The sequence below is a fragment of the Candidatus Nanosynbacter featherlites genome (assembly GCF_037013405.1).
Taxonomy (GTDB): Bacteria; Patescibacteriota; Saccharimonadia; order Saccharimonadales; family Saccharimonadaceae; genus Nanosynbacter; species Nanosynbacter featherlites_B.
In genome coordinates, this window is sequence record NZ_CP146064.1 from 346,562 (window position 1) to 360,465 (window position 13,904).

The following is a 13,904-nucleotide window of genomic DNA, read 5'->3' on the forward strand; positions in this document are numbered from 1 at the left end:
AAAATCCGCGCCACAGAACCGGCGCGGATTTATTGTTGGTGGGCGAACAGTTACCGATAGTTACCAAAGCTTAGTGGAAAATCAAAATCTGCTTGATTGAGCGTCGTCATGACGGATTGCAGTTCATCTTTGCTGTTTGAGGTGCAGCGCACGCTGTCGCCTTGAATCTGGGTTTTTACCTTGGGGTGTGCTTCTTTCAGGAGCTTGGTAATCTTTTTGGCGTTTTCTTGGCTGAGGCCGTCTTTGAACGGCACATCTTGCCAGGCGCGCATATTGGCGGCATTGTGCGCCCCGCCAAGGTCGAGCACCTTGCTGGTCATGTTGCGTTTGGCGAGCTGCCGACCGATCATATCAATGATTGATTGCACCTGAAATTCATCTGCGCCGATGACCTTAAAGCCCTTTTTATCTGGCAGCCACTCGACATCAGCTGGCGTCCCCTTAAAATCAAAGCGGTTGGCAATTTCCCGCACGACTAACTGATGAACGTTATTCATCTCTGGCTTATTAAACGTACTTTCTATATCAAAACTAAATTGAGCCATAATTCCTCCTGGTAATTATTATAGCAAACGCTTTTCACTGAGAGGATAATTTGGTATAATCAGCTGTGAGTATGACGCCGCGATAGCTCAGTTGGTAGAGCGCATCCATGGTAAGGATGAGGTCTCGGGTTCAAGCCCCGATCGTGGCTCCATGTTGATTTTGTAAAAAGGCCGCTGTATGAGCGACCTTTTTGTTTGTAACTTGTACGAGCTTATTTTTTGCTTCGTTTGGTTGTCTTTTTGGCTTCGTGCTTTGGTAAGATTGGCGCGATGAATGCGTCCAGTAGTGCCCAGACGATGCCGTTGAAGATGTATACGACAGCGGTAAAGGCAGCGATGATCATGAGTACGCGTCCGAAGTCGCTGTTTAACAGAGACAGAAAGCCTGCTACGACTGCCAGTGAGATGATGATCAGGAAATACGCCTGTTGTAGTTTGGTGCGCTGGTTTTTGTTGCTATTCCATTCGGTTAAGAATTGTTTGAATAATAAGAACATGACTAGATTATAGCATGTATATTGTATTTAGTCAATGGATAGAGGTCTACTTGACGGAATTATGGGCAATCAAAAACCGCCTCTTGATGAGCCGGTGTTTGATTGGTACCGGAAGTAGGACTCGAACCTACGAAGCCTTACGGCGGGAGATTTACAGTCTCCTGTGATTGCCACTACACGATTCCGGCGTGTGTTTGGAGCCGCTTCTCGGGCTCGAACCGAGGACCTACGGTTTACAAAACCGTTGCTCTAGCCAGCTGAGCTAAAGCGGCACTGCTGTGATTATAGCAAAAAAAAATAGGCTAAGCAACTACATTACCAACTTTTTGGGCTGTTTTGGCTGACGGCGCTGACGCGGTACGGTGCCGTGGCTATCAGGTACCAACATGGCGGCAGCTTTTTTGCGCAACCCAGAGGCTAACTCTGCTTGCCCGTTGTTGTCATACGCCTCAGCCAGGACGGTGAGCGTCTGTGGAATTGGGTCAAGTTCAACTGCTTTTTCCAGTGCAGCGATCATCTTTTTGCCATTACCCATTTTCTCTTGGACCTTGGCGTAGGCGATGTAGCGCGCCGCCAAATCGTCCTCCATCTCTAGGGCTTGCTCAAAAGCCAATGCTGCCTTGGGATAATTCTTTGTTTCATAATAAATCAAGCCGACATTGTGCAGGCTAGAGGCGCTTGGTTCCAAACTCTGAGCGATTTCAAAACACTCGATGGCGTCTTTGTAGGCCTGCTGCTTGGCATACAAAATGCCCAAGCGGTTATAAGCGGTGGCGTTTTTCTCGTCGACACGCAAAATCGTCAACAGCGCCTTCTCTGCCCTGAGATATTTGTTGTCGCGAATGGATTCTTGCGCAATAGCCCACAACTGATCTAATTTTTCAGAAATCTTGGCTGGAAAATCTGCAGAATTTTCTTCGGAAGGTTTGTAGGTGATCGCCCAAATGATAATTGCTAAAATGAATATCAAACTTAACATATCTGCTTAATTATAGCACAATTCTCAATAAAGCGAGGCGTGTATTGCCATTTGCTAGGAGAGACTTCTCTGCTTGTAGTACTTTTTGGAGTAATTGATGCATGGCTGGCGGCTGGGTGGCGTGTTTTAGCTGGAAATGGATGAAGCGTAGGAGAATGTCAATGAGCTGCAGGGCGCTTGCTCGGTCGGTGTAGCGCAGGGCGCATTTCAGGGACGCGTAGGAGCTGGGATGTTCCAAAATGTGCTTGGCGTCAGCGGCGATGACTTGGCGCTCTGCCAGTTTCGTGGCGTCGTGGCTCAGTTCGGCGATGAGGAGCGGCAATCCAGCGGCGAGAAATGCTATTTGGCGCTTTTCTTGAGGCGTTAGGTTGGTATTTTCTAACAAGTTAGCGTCTTGGCTGGCGGTAGTGCGGTGGAGCGTCAGCTGCTGGCAGCGGGACTGGATGGTTGGGAGGAGGTCTGTGCTGGCAGTGGTGATCAAGAGAAAATGAGTGTTAGGGTTTGGCTCTTCAAGTGTTTTGAGCAGTGCGTTTTGTGCGGACTCGGTCATGAGGTTTGCCGGGTTGATGACGACAACGCGGCGGGCAGAGCTGTAGGTGCGTAGCATGGCCGTTAGGTCGCGGATTTGTTCGGTCGAGATGGTGTTTTTCTGCGGGAGCGGGTTGACGGTGAGGACGTCTGACTTGCAGTGATGTGCCAGGTGGCGGGCTACCCCTGCTCCGTCTAGGCCGGGTTCGGCAATGATCATCAATGATTGCGGCAAATGGTTTGCTAATTGCTCAACTGTGGCTTGGTCGTTGGTGGAGATGAGAGGCGTCTGACTCATTGATCGTTTGGCTCTTTTATGTTTTGGGCGCAATTAGGAAATAGTTCGGTAAATACACTAGGAATAGCCGCTTCAAAGGTTTTTCGTTCACCTGATGGTAGCGTGATTTCCAGTTTGTGGGCGTGGAGCATCAGGCGGCTGGCGTTTGGTTTACCGTAGACGCGGTCACCGAGAATTGGTGTATTTAGGTGCGCCATATGGACGCGGAGTTGATGGGTGCGGCCGGTGGTGGGTTTGAGTTCAATGAGCGCCTGGTTATCAGTTGCTGTCAGTACGCGGTAGGTTGTTTGGGCGGGCTTGCCGTTCGGGTCGACGCGGAAGGTGCTGGGTGCGGCTGGGCTGCGACCAATCGGTAGGTCGATCTTTGCGGCGCTTAATTTTGGTACGCCGTCGGTCACTGCGAGGTAAGTTTTTTTGGTGGTGCGCTGGGCGAATTGCTTTTGTAGATGGGCGGCAGCGTCAGGATTTTTAGCGATAATCAGTATGCCTGAAGTGTCGCGGTCGAGTCGGTGGACGATGCCTGGCCGGTCGGTGTCCGAGGCAAACGAAGTCTTGGGACGAATAATTTCCGCTACCGTCGGCTCGGTCGATAGTCCACCTTTGGCGTGAGTCAGGAGTCCGCTTGGCTTGTTCACTACCATCACGTCATCATCTTCGTACAGTATCGGCAGTTCTGCACTGGCCTGCTCCTGCTCTGGTAGCTTGACGGCGATCTCGTCAGTCTCGTCGACCTCAAACTTTGGCGCTGTCACCACGCACTGGTTGACCGACACGTAGCCGGCTTTGATGTATTTTTGCCAGAGGCTGCGCGAAATTGACGGATCAAATGCCGTGGACAAGTGGACGTCTAGGCGCTGCTTGGTCGGTACAATTCGAAACATCATGACAAACTTGCCCTGAAACGGTGTCTCGGTGAAGCTCGAGTCAAGCGGATTTGGCAACATCTCAGCGTTGGCAGGCCTATCAAGCCATAATTCGTCAATTGATTCCTCGTCAACGATCGAGCCGTACAGCACGGCGAAATGCTGCTTATTCAAAATAAATTCCGCTACGATGTGCGACTCGTCCGTCTGAATCTTCAGGTGGCGCAAGGCCTTGACGGGCGTGTTGTCGTCTGCCAGCTGGTACAATCTGGCGATCTTGAGGACGGTGCGCGGCGAAATTTTCACGCGAGCGTTCCTATCTCCGTAGCCCCACGGCTGTTTGGACGCGGTGCAAAGTTTCGTTAGCGACGAGGTTCATATCGTGCTCGCTGGATTCCAGCTTACTTTCAATTGCCTGCTCGTCAACTGCCGCCAGGTGCGCTTGGAAATTCGCCAAGAATTCCGCTACTTCATCGGCCACGATTCGCTTGAAATCTCCGTAGCGCTCCATGCCGGCGTATTCGCTAATGGTCTGCTCCAAGCTGACGTCTCGTCCAGCGTCCTGGCGCACCAACGTCAAGATCTCTAGTAGATTAGCAATGCCCGGCTGGTTGTCGCGGTCGTACTGCACCTTGCCTAGTGAGTCGGTGGTGGCACTCATGATTTTTTTGTGTGCTATCTGCGGCTCGTCGCCGAGGAAAATGATGCCCTTGCCGCTGTCGTTGGATTTGCTCATCTTTTTGGTCGGGTTCATCAGATCTTTAATCCTCAGGCCTTGGTCGTTGCCGAAGAATTGATGCTGCTGGGCGACTGGTTTGGGTACGACGAACAGATTGCCAAATTTGCGGTTCATCCGCTCGGCAATGTCGCGGGTAAATTCTAGGTGCTGCGTCTGGTCGTCGCCAACTGGCACGTAGGTGGCGCCGTAGAGCAAGATGTCGGCGGCCATCAGGACTGGGTAGTTGAACAGGCCGACGGAAATCTGGTCACCGTGAAGCTTGTCGGATTTATCCTTAAACTGCGTCATCCGGCTCATCTCGCCAAACCCGGTGAAGCAGTCCAAAATCCACGCCAGCTCGCTGTGGGCTGGGACGCGACTTTGGCGGTACAGATGAATGGCTGGATTATCTAGCGGCAGCCCCGCGGCGGTATAAATCCGGGCGTTGTTGAGAATGCTGTCGTACAGTTTACTGTGGTCGATTGGCGTGGTGAAGCTATGTAGATCGGGGATGAACAGATTGATATCAAAATCGGCCGAGCGGCGCTTCGCCATGTCGACAATCGGCAAAATGGCACCAAAATAATTGCCAATGTGAATATCGTTGTTGGCGCGCACGCCAGTGAGGATGACGGGTTTACTCATAGTCCTATTATACCATTGATTCGGCGAGAGGTGCTTTACGAAATGCCGCAACAAAAAACGCCTCGGTCAAGGGGCCTGGCATCAGACGCAAGCACTCGCCTAAGTCATGCGTCAGGTCACGGTCGTTCCAGGACTGGACGGCGGGAACGCGATTTGGCAGCGGTGCGATGTCGATCGGTATGGGCTCAGCGTCAGGCTGACGGCGCAGCAACCAATCGACGACTGCTTCGTTCTCTTCTGGCGCCATGGTACAGGTACTGTAAACAAGTGTGCCGCCAGGTTTTAGCAGGCGCCAAGCTTCGAGGATGAGGCGCTTTTGTAGATCACTCAGTCTCCGGATATGCGCCACCGACCAGCTGTCAAACAACGAGACGTCACGAGCGTTCAGGCTCATCAGCCCCTCGCCGGAACACGGAGCGTCGAGAAGGATTTTGTCAAAGGCCTCCAGCTGACGGCGGGAAATATGCCGAGCATCGGCTAGTGTGAACTCGGCCGGGGCGTTGAGCCGTTTGAGGTTGGCCTGGAGTTTCATCAGGCGCGGCTTGGAATTGTCATTGCACACCAGGTCGGCTTGACCAGCGGACATGGCTTGTATATGGCTGGATTTACCGCCGGGTGCAGCGCACAGGTCGAGGACGCGTTCACCCGCCGCAGGTGCAAGCGCTAACACTGGTAGCCAGCTGGCGGCATTTTGGATGTAGCCACGTCCGCTGTCAGCCAGCTGCTGATAATCAGCGAGGTGCTCGGAGATAATTTCATAGCCATCCGGACACCAGGCAACCTGGCGGCTCAGCAATTCGGGGGCAACTTCCCCATCGACCAGCGGATTGAGGCGAAAACTCTGGGTGCGGGTTTGTGCTAGTTTCGCCTCGACCTCGGCGCGAGGTAGACCGCTCCACTTGCTAGTGCGATTGATCCAGAGCTCACGCTTTCTCTGGCGCTCCTGAACTGAGTCTTTACGCTTGGCCATAATCATCCCCGGTGACGTGCCGATTAATGGCCTGGACGACAAATTGACCGTAGCGTCTGTCAATTTCATGACTTGCTAAGATTTTGGTGACGGCGATGTGCTTTTGTTTTGCTAATTTTCGTAAGTTTTTATTGATGATGACTGGGTCGAATTGCCCGTAAAATATTTCGACTGGTATGGTCAATTCGGCAATTTCCGTCAGCGCTTTTTGGTTGACGATGGCCGCGTCTAAGGTGTCGAGAAAGATTTGTAAGTTTGACTCATCGACGAGAAAGCCAGGGTTGAATAATTTATATTTCTTGGCAAAATCACTGGCGATTACCTTGCCGAGGGCTGGTTTATCAATGATTTTTTGGTATAGTGCGCGCAGTTGGCGTTCAGCCAAACGATCCTTGCCCTGTTGGTGATACAGCGGTGGGCTGCACAGGATGAGCGAATCGATCAATGAAGGATAATATCGGGCAGTGTGCACCGCCACGAGTGCCCCTAAGCTATGGCCAACCAAGATGATTCGTCCATCGACTTTCTGCTGCGCCAAGGTTGCGACTAGTGAATCAACCTGCGTTTTGACGTCATAGGTCTTCCAGTGCGGTCGCGGCGAATTGCCAAAACCCAGTAAGTCAATCGCCAGTACGCGAGTAGTTTTATCAATCCTACGGCGCCCTACGACTCGCTGCCACATCGCCGATGAACTTCCAATGCCATGAATTAAGACCACTGTAGCGCGAGGGTGTTTCGGCGCTTGAAAATCATGAACGTATAGTTTATACGGGACACGCAGCCAGCGATGGATAAGTCGGTCAAACATTATATCAGTATACTATGAAAATACCCCGCCTGTACATGACGGAGTATTTTCGAGAATTGGTCTCTCCTCTGTTTAACGCTTGGAGAATTGTTCGCGCTTGCGGGCAGAACGCAGACCGTATTTCTTGCGCTCTTTTTCGCGTGGGTCACGCTTGAGCAGCTCAGCCTTTTTCAAGACCGGGCGCAGATCAGCGTGAGCAGCCGTCAATGCTTTGGCGATGCCAAGCTTGATGGCGTCAACTTGACCAGCGAGACCACCACCTTTGACCAAGATGGTAACATCGTATTCCTTTTGCTTGCTGACGACAGCTAGTGGGTCGGTTACTTCGGCGAGCAAGGTTTTGTTGCCATCCAAGTACTCAGCGGCTGCTTTGCCGTTGATGGTGATGGTACCTTTGCCAGGAAGCAAGCGAACACTTGCTGAGGCGCTTTTGCGTCGTCCCAAGCCGTAGAAATAGGTATCAGTAGCCATATTACTTTACCTCAACTTTCTCTGGGGTTTGTGCTGTGTGAGCATGTTCGCTGCCGGCAAATACGCGCAGGCGCTTGAGGCGTTCTGCTTGCAATTTGTTCTTTGGCAACATACCTTTGACAGCTTCTTCAATAATTCGCTCTGGGTGGCGTTCACGCATTTCTTTGAACTGCGTTTCTTTGATACCGCCCGGGAAACCACTGTGACGGTAGTAGTACTTGTCAGTTTCCTTGTAGCCAGTAACGACGGTGTTTGCAGCGTTGATAACCACGACGTAGTCGCCACCATCAACGTGCGGTGTATAGGTTGGCTTGTATTTACCAGTCAAGTGCTTGGCGATTTCAGTTGCCAAACGACCGAGTGGTAACTCGCTTGCGTCAAACAATACCCAGCGGCGAGAAACGTCAGATGGTTTTTGTGAATACGTCTTCATCTTATTTCTCCTCCTTTGGCATTGGTTTGATGTCGTCGACAAACTCGATGATTGCCATTTGCGCGCCGTCGCCAACACGTAGGCGGGTGCGCTCAACGCGAACGTGTCCACTGGTGCGGCCGCCGAGTTGTGGGGCAATTTCATCAACGAGCTTGTAAGCAGCAGCGCGGGTGCTGAGTGCTGCGATCACCTGGCGGCGGCTGGCTAGATCGCCCTTCTTCGCCTTGGTGATGATTTTTTCAATGTGGCGCTTCAGCTCTTTGGCTTTCGGCAAGGTGGTCTCGATTTTGCCGTGCTCAACCAGGCTGGTTGCCAGACCCTTGAGCAAGGCTCGCCGTTGATCACGCTCACGGCCGAACTTGCGCCCTTGATATCCGTGTCTATGCATAGTTAAAACTCCAACTCCGCCATCTTGTCGCGTACTTCATCCAGCGCCTTTGAGCCAAAGCCTTTCAATTCTCGCAAATCTTGCTCGGTCAAAGTCACCAGGTCGCGAATCGTGCGGATTTCATTGTTAATCAGCGCGTTCGTCGTGCGGGCGCTTAGGTTTAATTCTTCGATGGATGTGTCCAATTCAGCCTCACTGTCTTCAGTGGTTGTACCAAGTGCAGGTGCACTCACGACAGTGGTGCTACCAGCCAAGGCTGTGTATTGATTGACCAAAATAGCTGCAGCCTCTTCAAATGCCTCACGTGGCGTCATGGTGCCGTCAGTCTCAATCGTCATGGTCAATTTGTCCAGGTCAGTTTCGTCACCAACACGAGTTGGGTCAACCTTGTAACGCACGCGCAAAACTGGAGTAAAGACTGCGTCTAGAGCGATCATGTCTGAGTGCAGACGTGATTCGCTGGAGTCTTCAATCGTCTGGTAACCGCGACCAGCTTCTGCCACCAAGTCCATGATGACCGTTTTCTTTGGATCATCAACGGTAGCGATGATGTGGTCTGGGTTAACAACTTCTACTTCGCCGTTTGCTTGGATATCGCCAGCGGTGATAACACCACCAGTTTTCTCCAGACGCAACTCAACTGGCTCGTCAGTGTGAACGCGGAGTCGCACACCCTTCAAGTTCAGCATGATGTCAACGACATCTTCTTTGATACCCTCGACGGTGGTAAACTCGTGTGTCGCACCCTCGATGCGGAAGGCGACGATTGCGCCACCGCGGATGCTTGAAAGCAAGACGCGGCGCATTGAGTTACCCAACGTGTTGCCGTAGCCTGAGTGGAGCGGTTCAATCAGAAAGGTTGCACTGGTGTCAGAAACATCTTCGATGCTTGCCAGAGCTGGATTATAAATTGCTTTTGCCATACTTTTCCCTAACCCTTCTTTTATCGTGAGTAAAACTCAACAATTAATTGCTCGTTGATATCAGCTTCTGCTTCTTCACGCTTTGGCTGTCCAGTGATCTCAATTTTCAATTTCTTGACATCACTCTTCATCCAGCTGAGCGGACCTTGAATTGAGTTGCTGACAACGTCGTCGATGTGCGTAAAGTATACTGACTTGGTACTCTTTGGACGTACTTCGATCACATCGCCTGCTTTGACGCGAATTGATGGAATATCAACACGACGACCGTTTAGTAGGAAGTGACCGTGTCCAACCAACTGGCGAGCAGCGCGGCGACTGGTTGCAAAACCAGCACGGTACACAACGTTGTCCAGGCGGCGTTCCAGCAGCTTCAACAGGTTCTCGCCTGCCAGACCTTCTTGGGCGCGTGTGGCCTCGTCCATCAGCCGAGCAAATTGCTTTTCAACCAAACCGTACAAGCGGCGAACTTTTTGCTTTTCGCGCAGCTGTGTAGCGTACAGACTTGGTTTGTTGTGTCGGCTGTGTGCGTGCTGACCTGGGATGCCAGATTTTCGTGCCAAAACTTTATGTGCTTTTGGATGAAGCGCATAACCTTCGCGGCGGCTTTGCTTGACAATCGGTGAATTATCTCGTGCCATAATTATGCCCTCCGTGCCTTTCGTGGACGAACACCGCCGTGAGGCACGCCAGTTACGTCCTTAATGCTTTCTACTGAGATGTCGAAAGCGCCAACCGCACGAATAGCGGCGTCACGGCCCAAACCGACACCTTTGACGAAAACGTCAACTGATTTCAAACCATACTGCGTTTTCGCAGCTTCAGCAGCTTTTTCAGCAGCAACCTGTGAAGCATAGGCGGTGCCTTTTTTGCTACCACGGAAACCACATGCACCAGCTGATGAAGCGGTCAACACGTTACCCTTCTTGTCAGAAAAGGTAACGATGGTATTGTTAAATGTTGCTTGAATATGCAGCTGACCAGCTGGGACTGATCGGCGCTGCTTCTTCTTGGTAGATTTTGCGTCTGCCATTTCTTAGTCCTTTCTTTAGGTCTTACTTGCTGCTTTTGGTTGTGTACCGCCCACGGCGATGGCGCGACCCTTGCGAGTTCGTGCATTCGTACGAGTCCGCTGTCCGCGTGTCGGCAGTCCTGCTTTGTGGCGAAGACCGCGATAGGCGTTGATATCCTTCAAGCGCTTAATGTTGTTAGTTACCAAGCGCTGGAGATCACCTTCGACGGTGTATTCGCTGTCGATAATTTCGCGAATCTTGTTTTCTTCAGCCTCGGTGAGATCTTTCACCCGAGTGGTCGGCTCAATCTTAGCCGCCGCAAGGATGCTCGAAGCGTGCTTTGGCCCAATCCCATAAATATAGGTGAGCGCGATTTGCACTTGCTTCTCTGTTGGGATAACTACCCCAGCAATTCGAGCCATGCTTAACCCTGCCTTTGCTTATTCTTAGGTTTTTTCTTGTTGATGACGCGCAGTCTGGCGATACGCTTGCCCTTTTTACGGCCAACGCGGCGCACGAGTACGTCATCGGGACTGATTTTTCTAACACTTGCACGAACTTTCATAAAGTGCGTAAATCTCCCTTCCCGAGTAAACCCGAGATTAACGTTAATATTTGACTAGCGACCCTGGTGAGGTCGGTCGTCGCGTAGGCGGAAGCTGATTCGTCCCTTTGTCAGATCGTAAGGGGTCATCTCAACTTCAACCTTATCACCAGGCACCAGGCGAATATAGTGCTTGCGCATTCGTCCTGAAATGTGCGCGATGATACTATGGCCATTCTCCAGTTCCACCTTAAATTGAGTATTAGGCAGTGCTTCCACTACCTTACCGATCATTTTGATGACTTCCTTTTGACTCGCCATAAGTTACAGTTGTCAATTATACAGCACGCAGCGCAGTTTGGCAAGAGGTATTTTCGTAAATTTATGTGCTATATGTATTATCTCACAACATTTCTTAGAATAGACTTTTTAAGTTTTTTTATATCATTTCTACAAGTTTGTAAATTGCTATTTATAAATTATAATATTGTAAACTTCAACCTATTTTTTAAAATTCTATTTAACTTTAAAAAATTTCAATCTTAAAGCATTACCCAAAACAGATACTGAACTAAATGACATTGCAAAAGCCGCTATCATCGGATCCAATTTTGGTCCATTGAAAAATGCATAAAATATTCCAGCGGCAAATGGTATTCCAAGTACGTTATAAAAGAATGCCCAAAATAGATTTTCCTTTATATTTGTGATTGTTGCTTTACTTAATGCTATTGAACCCGCAACATCTCTCAAATCGTTTCTAATTAAGACGATATCAGCGGATTCTATAGCAACATCCGTTCCATTTCCTATCGCAATTCCAACGTTTGCTTGAGCAAGTGCTGGTGAATCGTTAATTCCGTCTCCAACCATTGCAACAAATTCATCTTTTTCCTGAAGTTCCTTTACTTTTTGAGATTTCTGATAAGGCAGCACTTCTGAAATTACATCATCTATTCCCACTTGTTTTGCGATAAATTTGGCAGTTTTTTCGTTATCCCCAGTTAGCATTACTGTCTTGATTCCCATTTTTTTCAGTTTTTCTATAGCTTCCTTGCTTGTTTCCTTGATAACGTCTGCAACTGCAACAAGTCCCGCCAATTCGTTATCAATCGAAATGTACATTGGCGTTTTTCCTTCATTCAACAAAATATCATAATCTTTTTGAGAAATTTCCACATTGATTTTTCGATTTTCCATCAATTTTCTATTTCCAATTTGAACTTCCTTGCCTTCAAATGTTGCACGAATACCGTAACCTGGCATTGCCCTAAATTTTTCATACGGCTTAATTTCAATATTTTTCTCTTTTGCTTTGTTTACGATTGCTTCTGCCAATAGATGCTCTGAATCATTTTCCACACTTGCAGCAATTTTTAACAATTCATTTTCATTATATTTCCCATAAGCAATCAAATTAGTAAGTATAGGTTTTCCTTTCGTAATCGTACCAGTCTTGTCAAATACAACTGTTTTTATTTTGTATGCTGTTTCAAGAGCTTCCCCGCTTTTTATAATAATACCGTTTTCAGCCCCTTTTCCAGTCCCAACCATTATTGATGTAGGTGTTGCAAGTCCCAATGCACACGGACACGCAATTACAAGTACAGCGATGAAAAACGACACTGCAGTAACCAATCCACTTCCACTTAGAAACCAAGCAGTTCCTGTAATTATCGCAATCCCAATAACAATCGGCACAAAATATGCTGACACAATGTCTGCCATTCGAGAAATCGGAGCCTTTGACCCCTGTGCCTCCTCAACCAGCTTTATAATTTGTGACAAAACTGTATTTTTACCAATTTCAGTCGCCTCAAATCTGATACTTCCATTTTTATTTATACTTCCGCCAACAACCTTATCTCCAACTTTTTTGCTTACTGGCAAACTTTCTCCTGTCAACATTGACTCATCAACAGAAGTCGCCCCTTCCACAATTCTTCCATCCACCGCAATTTTTTCTCCCGGCTTCACAATAACAATATCTCCAACTTTCAAGTTTCCAATCAGAACTTCCTTTTCCGCTCCATTTTCAATAATTTTAGCCTTTTTAGGTTGAAGTCCGATAAGTTTTTTTATTGCCGATGAAGTTTGACCTTTTGTTTTTGCCTCCAGCAGTTTTCCAAACAAGATTAACGTAATAATTGCACCAGCCGACTCATAATATAAATCCATATGTGCTTCAGGGTCTACAATTACAATTCCAAAAGTTGCGTAAATTCCATAGAGTACCGCCGCCGTTGACCCAATAGCAATTAATGAATCCATTGTTGGAGATTTTCTTACTAAATTTTTAAATCCATGTGAAAAAAAATCTCTCCCAGCATAAATAATAGGCAAAGTCAACACAAACTGTGCCAACGCAAAATTAAGCGGATTTACCTTAGGATTCAAAAATTCAGGAAGTACTGCCCCAAGCATATGCCCCATCGAAATATACAAAAGTGGAACAACAAAAATAACTGCTAAAATTAATCGATTTTTCAAACTTGTTATTTTTTCTTGATAAAGTTCCACCTTTTTATCTTCTGTCATATCCTCAGCCAGTCCATACCCAGCCGACTCCACTATTTCCCTAATTTTATCAAAATTGTACTTCTTCTCATCATATTCAATATTCAATTTTTCAGTTGCAAAATTAACTGAAGCGTTAATATCATTATTTTTATTAAGTGCCTTTTCCACAGTATTGGCACAAGATGCACAGCTCATTCCAGTTACTGTATAGTTTTTTTCTGCCATAATCTTTTCCTCCTTCATTTAGCACACTATATCTTAAATATGCTTATGTCCGCTATGTTCGCAATTACACTGCCCCTCCACACAATCACACAAAACTTCTCCCATAGCCGTTTTCCTCTTTTCCTCAACAGCCTTTAAAATCAAATCCAAGTCGTCAAAACTCAGTTCACTGTTCTCAATAACTTTCCCTATCATTTCTCCAACTTTCGTTTTACAAATTTTATCAAAAGTTCCTAATATATAACTGTTAGCAACTTCCTTTTCTGTAAAATCTGTCGAATAAATATACTTGTTCCCAATTTCCTTCTTTTTCAAAATATTCTTTTTCAGCAGCCGATTCAACAGCGCCTTTATTGTAGCCTGTTTCCAGTTCATTTTCTCACAAAGCACCTCTGCCACAAACTTGCTCGTAACTTCGCTATTTGCCCACACAACTCGCATTACTTCCCATTCTGCATCGGTTATATGCTGTTTTTTATCGATTCTGCAATTTTCTTTCACATTCTTACCTCCTTTAATGTTTACGTTTGTAATCT

19 protein-coding genes and 3 tRNA genes are annotated in these 13,904 nt (G+C 48.0%); 1 reads left to right on the forward strand and 21 read right to left on the reverse strand.

Annotated features, from left to right (window positions below; all coding sequences use genetic code 11):
* Positions 1 to 50: 50 nt before the first annotated feature.
* Entirely contained in the window at positions 51 to 545 is a 495-nt protein-coding gene (locus tag V4210_RS01800) for a YajQ family cyclic di-GMP-binding protein (RefSeq protein WP_338521153.1), read from the reverse strand.
* A gap of 76 nt (positions 546 to 621) precedes the next feature.
* On the opposite strand from V4210_RS01800, the gene V4210_RS01805 reads away from it, so the two are divergent.
* Positions 622 to 697 (forward strand) — tRNA-Thr (locus tag V4210_RS01805).
* A 60-nt stretch (positions 698 to 757) separates the two neighbouring features.
* Here the strand turns inward: V4210_RS01805 and V4210_RS01810 are convergent.
* The 20 genes from V4210_RS01810 to V4210_RS01905 all read right to left on the reverse strand — a co-directional run bounded on the left by V4210_RS01810 (position 758) and on the right by V4210_RS01905 (position 13,869).
* Entirely contained in the window at positions 758 to 1,042 is a 285-nt protein-coding gene (locus V4210_RS01810) for a hypothetical protein (RefSeq protein WP_338521154.1), read from the reverse strand.
* Between the two features lie 103 nt (positions 1,043 to 1,145).
* Positions 1,146 to 1,230 (reverse strand) — tRNA-Tyr (locus tag V4210_RS01815).
* 7 nt (positions 1,231 to 1,237) lie between these two features.
* Positions 1,238 to 1,314, reverse strand: a tRNA-Thr gene (locus V4210_RS01820).
* 38 nt (positions 1,315 to 1,352) lie between these two features.
* Complete coding sequence (locus tag V4210_RS01825; protein WP_338521156.1) at positions 1,353 to 2,021, reverse strand: tetratricopeptide repeat protein; 669 nt, start codon at positions 2,019 to 2,021, stop codon at positions 1,353 to 1,355.
* 10 nt (positions 2,022 to 2,031) lie between these two features.
* Positions 2,032 to 2,847, reverse strand: coding sequence for a hypothetical protein (locus V4210_RS01830; RefSeq protein ID WP_338521158.1), 816 nt, complete (start codon positions 2,845 to 2,847; stop codon positions 2,032 to 2,034).
* Positions 2,844 to 4,016 carry an RluA family pseudouridine synthase gene (locus V4210_RS01835; protein ID WP_338521159.1) on the reverse strand — a complete coding sequence of 391 codons (1,173 nt, stop codon included), beginning with the start codon at positions 4,014 to 4,016 and terminating at the stop codon, positions 2,844 to 2,846. Before V4210_RS01835 ends, V4210_RS01830 begins: the two co-directional genes overlap by 4 nt.
* A gap of 10 nt (positions 4,017 to 4,026) precedes the next feature.
* Positions 4,027 to 5,073, reverse strand: coding sequence for a tryptophan--tRNA ligase (gene trpS / locus V4210_RS01840; RefSeq protein WP_338521161.1), 1,047 nt, complete (start codon positions 5,071 to 5,073; stop codon positions 4,027 to 4,029).
* Positions 5,074 to 5,080: 7 nt separating this feature from the next.
* Complete coding sequence (locus V4210_RS01845) at positions 5,081 to 6,043, reverse strand: RsmB/NOP family class I SAM-dependent RNA methyltransferase (RefSeq protein ID WP_338521163.1); 963 nt, start codon at positions 6,041 to 6,043, stop codon at positions 5,081 to 5,083.
* Positions 6,030 to 6,851, reverse strand: coding sequence for an alpha/beta fold hydrolase (locus V4210_RS01850; protein ID WP_338521164.1), 822 nt, complete (start codon positions 6,849 to 6,851; stop codon positions 6,030 to 6,032). Before V4210_RS01850 ends, V4210_RS01845 begins: the two co-directional genes overlap by 14 nt.
* A 72-nt stretch (positions 6,852 to 6,923) precedes the next feature.
* Positions 6,924 to 7,322 (reverse strand): 30S ribosomal protein S9, encoded by a 399-nt coding sequence (gene rpsI, locus V4210_RS01855; RefSeq protein WP_039327349.1) that lies wholly within the window; start codon positions 7,320 to 7,322, stop codon positions 6,924 to 6,926.
* Between the two features lies 1 nt (position 7,323).
* Positions 7,324 to 7,755, reverse strand: coding sequence for a 50S ribosomal protein L13 (rplM, locus tag V4210_RS01860; RefSeq protein ID WP_138076931.1), 432 nt, complete (start codon positions 7,753 to 7,755; stop codon positions 7,324 to 7,326).
* A 1-nt stretch (position 7,756) separates the two neighbouring features.
* The gene (rplQ, locus tag V4210_RS01865; RefSeq protein ID WP_338521168.1) at positions 7,757 to 8,143 is read right to left on the reverse strand and encodes a 50S ribosomal protein L17; all 387 of its coding nucleotides are present in this window, start codon (positions 8,141 to 8,143) and stop codon (positions 7,757 to 7,759) included.
* A gap of 2 nt (positions 8,144 to 8,145) precedes the next feature.
* Positions 8,146 to 9,066 carry a DNA-directed RNA polymerase subunit alpha gene (locus V4210_RS01870; protein WP_338521170.1) on the reverse strand — a complete coding sequence of 307 codons (921 nt, stop codon included), beginning with the start codon at positions 9,064 to 9,066 and terminating at the stop codon, positions 8,146 to 8,148.
* A 20-nt stretch (positions 9,067 to 9,086) separates the two neighbouring features.
* Positions 9,087 to 9,707, reverse strand: a complete 621-nt coding sequence (rpsD, locus tag V4210_RS01875; protein ID WP_338521172.1) for a 30S ribosomal protein S4 — start codon at positions 9,705 to 9,707, stop codon at positions 9,087 to 9,089.
* A gap of 2 nt (positions 9,708 to 9,709) precedes the next feature.
* Complete coding sequence (gene rpsK, locus V4210_RS01880; protein ID WP_138078946.1) at positions 9,710 to 10,099, reverse strand: 30S ribosomal protein S11; 390 nt, start codon at positions 10,097 to 10,099, stop codon at positions 9,710 to 9,712.
* Positions 10,100 to 10,114: 15 nt separating this feature from the next.
* On the reverse strand, positions 10,115 to 10,501 hold the full coding sequence (gene rpsM / locus V4210_RS01885; protein WP_039327369.1) for a 30S ribosomal protein S13: 387 nt from the start codon (positions 10,499 to 10,501) through the stop codon (positions 10,115 to 10,117).
* Positions 10,502 to 10,503: 2 nt separating this feature from the next.
* Positions 10,504 to 10,644, reverse strand: coding sequence for a 50S ribosomal protein L36 (locus V4210_RS01890; RefSeq protein ID WP_138078948.1), 141 nt, complete (start codon positions 10,642 to 10,644; stop codon positions 10,504 to 10,506).
* Positions 10,645 to 10,698: 54 nt separating this feature from the next.
* On the reverse strand, positions 10,699 to 10,944 hold the full coding sequence (gene infA / locus V4210_RS01895; protein WP_138078950.1) for a translation initiation factor IF-1: 246 nt from the start codon (positions 10,942 to 10,944) through the stop codon (positions 10,699 to 10,701).
* A 195-nt stretch (positions 10,945 to 11,139) separates the two neighbouring features.
* Complete coding sequence (locus tag V4210_RS01900) at positions 11,140 to 13,368, reverse strand: heavy metal translocating P-type ATPase (protein ID WP_411912127.1); 2,229 nt, start codon at positions 13,366 to 13,368, stop codon at positions 11,140 to 11,142.
* 33 nt (positions 13,369 to 13,401) lie between these two features.
* A complete protein-coding gene (locus V4210_RS01905) occupies positions 13,402 to 13,869 on the reverse strand; it encodes a CopY/TcrY family copper transport repressor (RefSeq protein ID WP_338521176.1) in 468 nt (155 codons plus the stop codon).
* Between the last annotated feature and the right edge of the window lie 35 nt (positions 13,870 to 13,904).

Bases quoted from the DNA above. Each gene is read 5' to 3' on its own strand.
- V4210_RS01900 (WP_411912127.1), bottom strand. From the start codon at position 13,368: ATGGCAGAAAAAAACTATACAGTAACTGGAATGAGCTGTGCATCTTGT.
- V4210_RS01850 (WP_338521164.1), bottom strand. From the start codon at position 6,851: ATGTTTGACCGACTTATCCATCGCTGGCTGCGTGTCCCGTATAAACTA.
- rpsK (WP_138078946.1), bottom strand. From the start codon at position 10,099: ATGGCAGACGCAAAATCTACCAAGAAGAAGCAGCGCCGATCAGTCCCA.
- V4210_RS01870 (WP_338521170.1), bottom strand. From the start codon at position 9,066: ATGGCAAAAGCAATTTATAATCCAGCTCTGGCAAGCATCGAAGATGTT.
- rpsD (WP_338521172.1), bottom strand. From the start codon at position 9,707: ATGGCACGAGATAATTCACCGATTGTCAAGCAAAGCCGCCGCGAAGGT.
- V4210_RS01830 (WP_338521158.1), bottom strand. From the start codon at position 2,847: ATGAGTCAGACGCCTCTCATCTCCACCAACGACCAAGCCACAGTTGAG.
- V4210_RS01825 (WP_338521156.1), bottom strand. From the start codon at position 2,021: ATGTTAAGTTTGATATTCATTTTAGCAATTATCATTTGGGCGATCACC.
- trpS (WP_338521161.1), bottom strand. From the start codon at position 5,073: ATGAGTAAACCCGTCATCCTCACTGGCGTGCGCGCCAACAACGATATT.
- rpsI (WP_039327349.1), bottom strand. From the start codon at position 7,322: ATGGCTACTGATACCTATTTCTACGGCTTGGGACGACGCAAAAGCGCC.
- rpsM (WP_039327369.1), bottom strand. From the start codon at position 10,501: ATGGCTCGAATTGCTGGGGTAGTTATCCCAACAGAGAAGCAAGTGCAA.
- infA (WP_138078950.1), bottom strand. From the start codon at position 10,944: ATGGCGAGTCAAAAGGAAGTCATCAAAATGATCGGTAAGGTAGTGGAA.
- V4210_RS01810 (WP_338521154.1), bottom strand. From the start codon at position 1,042: ATGTTCTTATTATTCAAACAATTCTTAACCGAATGGAATAGCAACAAA.
- rplM (WP_138076931.1), bottom strand. From the start codon at position 7,755: ATGAAGACGTATTCACAAAAACCATCTGACGTTTCTCGCCGCTGGGTA.
- V4210_RS01845 (WP_338521163.1), bottom strand. From the start codon at position 6,043: ATGGCCAAGCGTAAAGACTCAGTTCAGGAGCGCCAGAGAAAGCGTGAG.
- V4210_RS01800 (WP_338521153.1), bottom strand. From the start codon at position 545: ATGGCTCAATTTAGTTTTGATATAGAAAGTACGTTTAATAAGCCAGAG.
- V4210_RS01890 (WP_138078948.1), bottom strand. From the start codon at position 10,644: ATGAAAGTTCGTGCAAGTGTTAGAAAAATCAGTCCCGATGACGTACTC.
- rplQ (WP_338521168.1), bottom strand. From the start codon at position 8,143: ATGCATAGACACGGATATCAAGGGCGCAAGTTCGGCCGTGAGCGTGAT.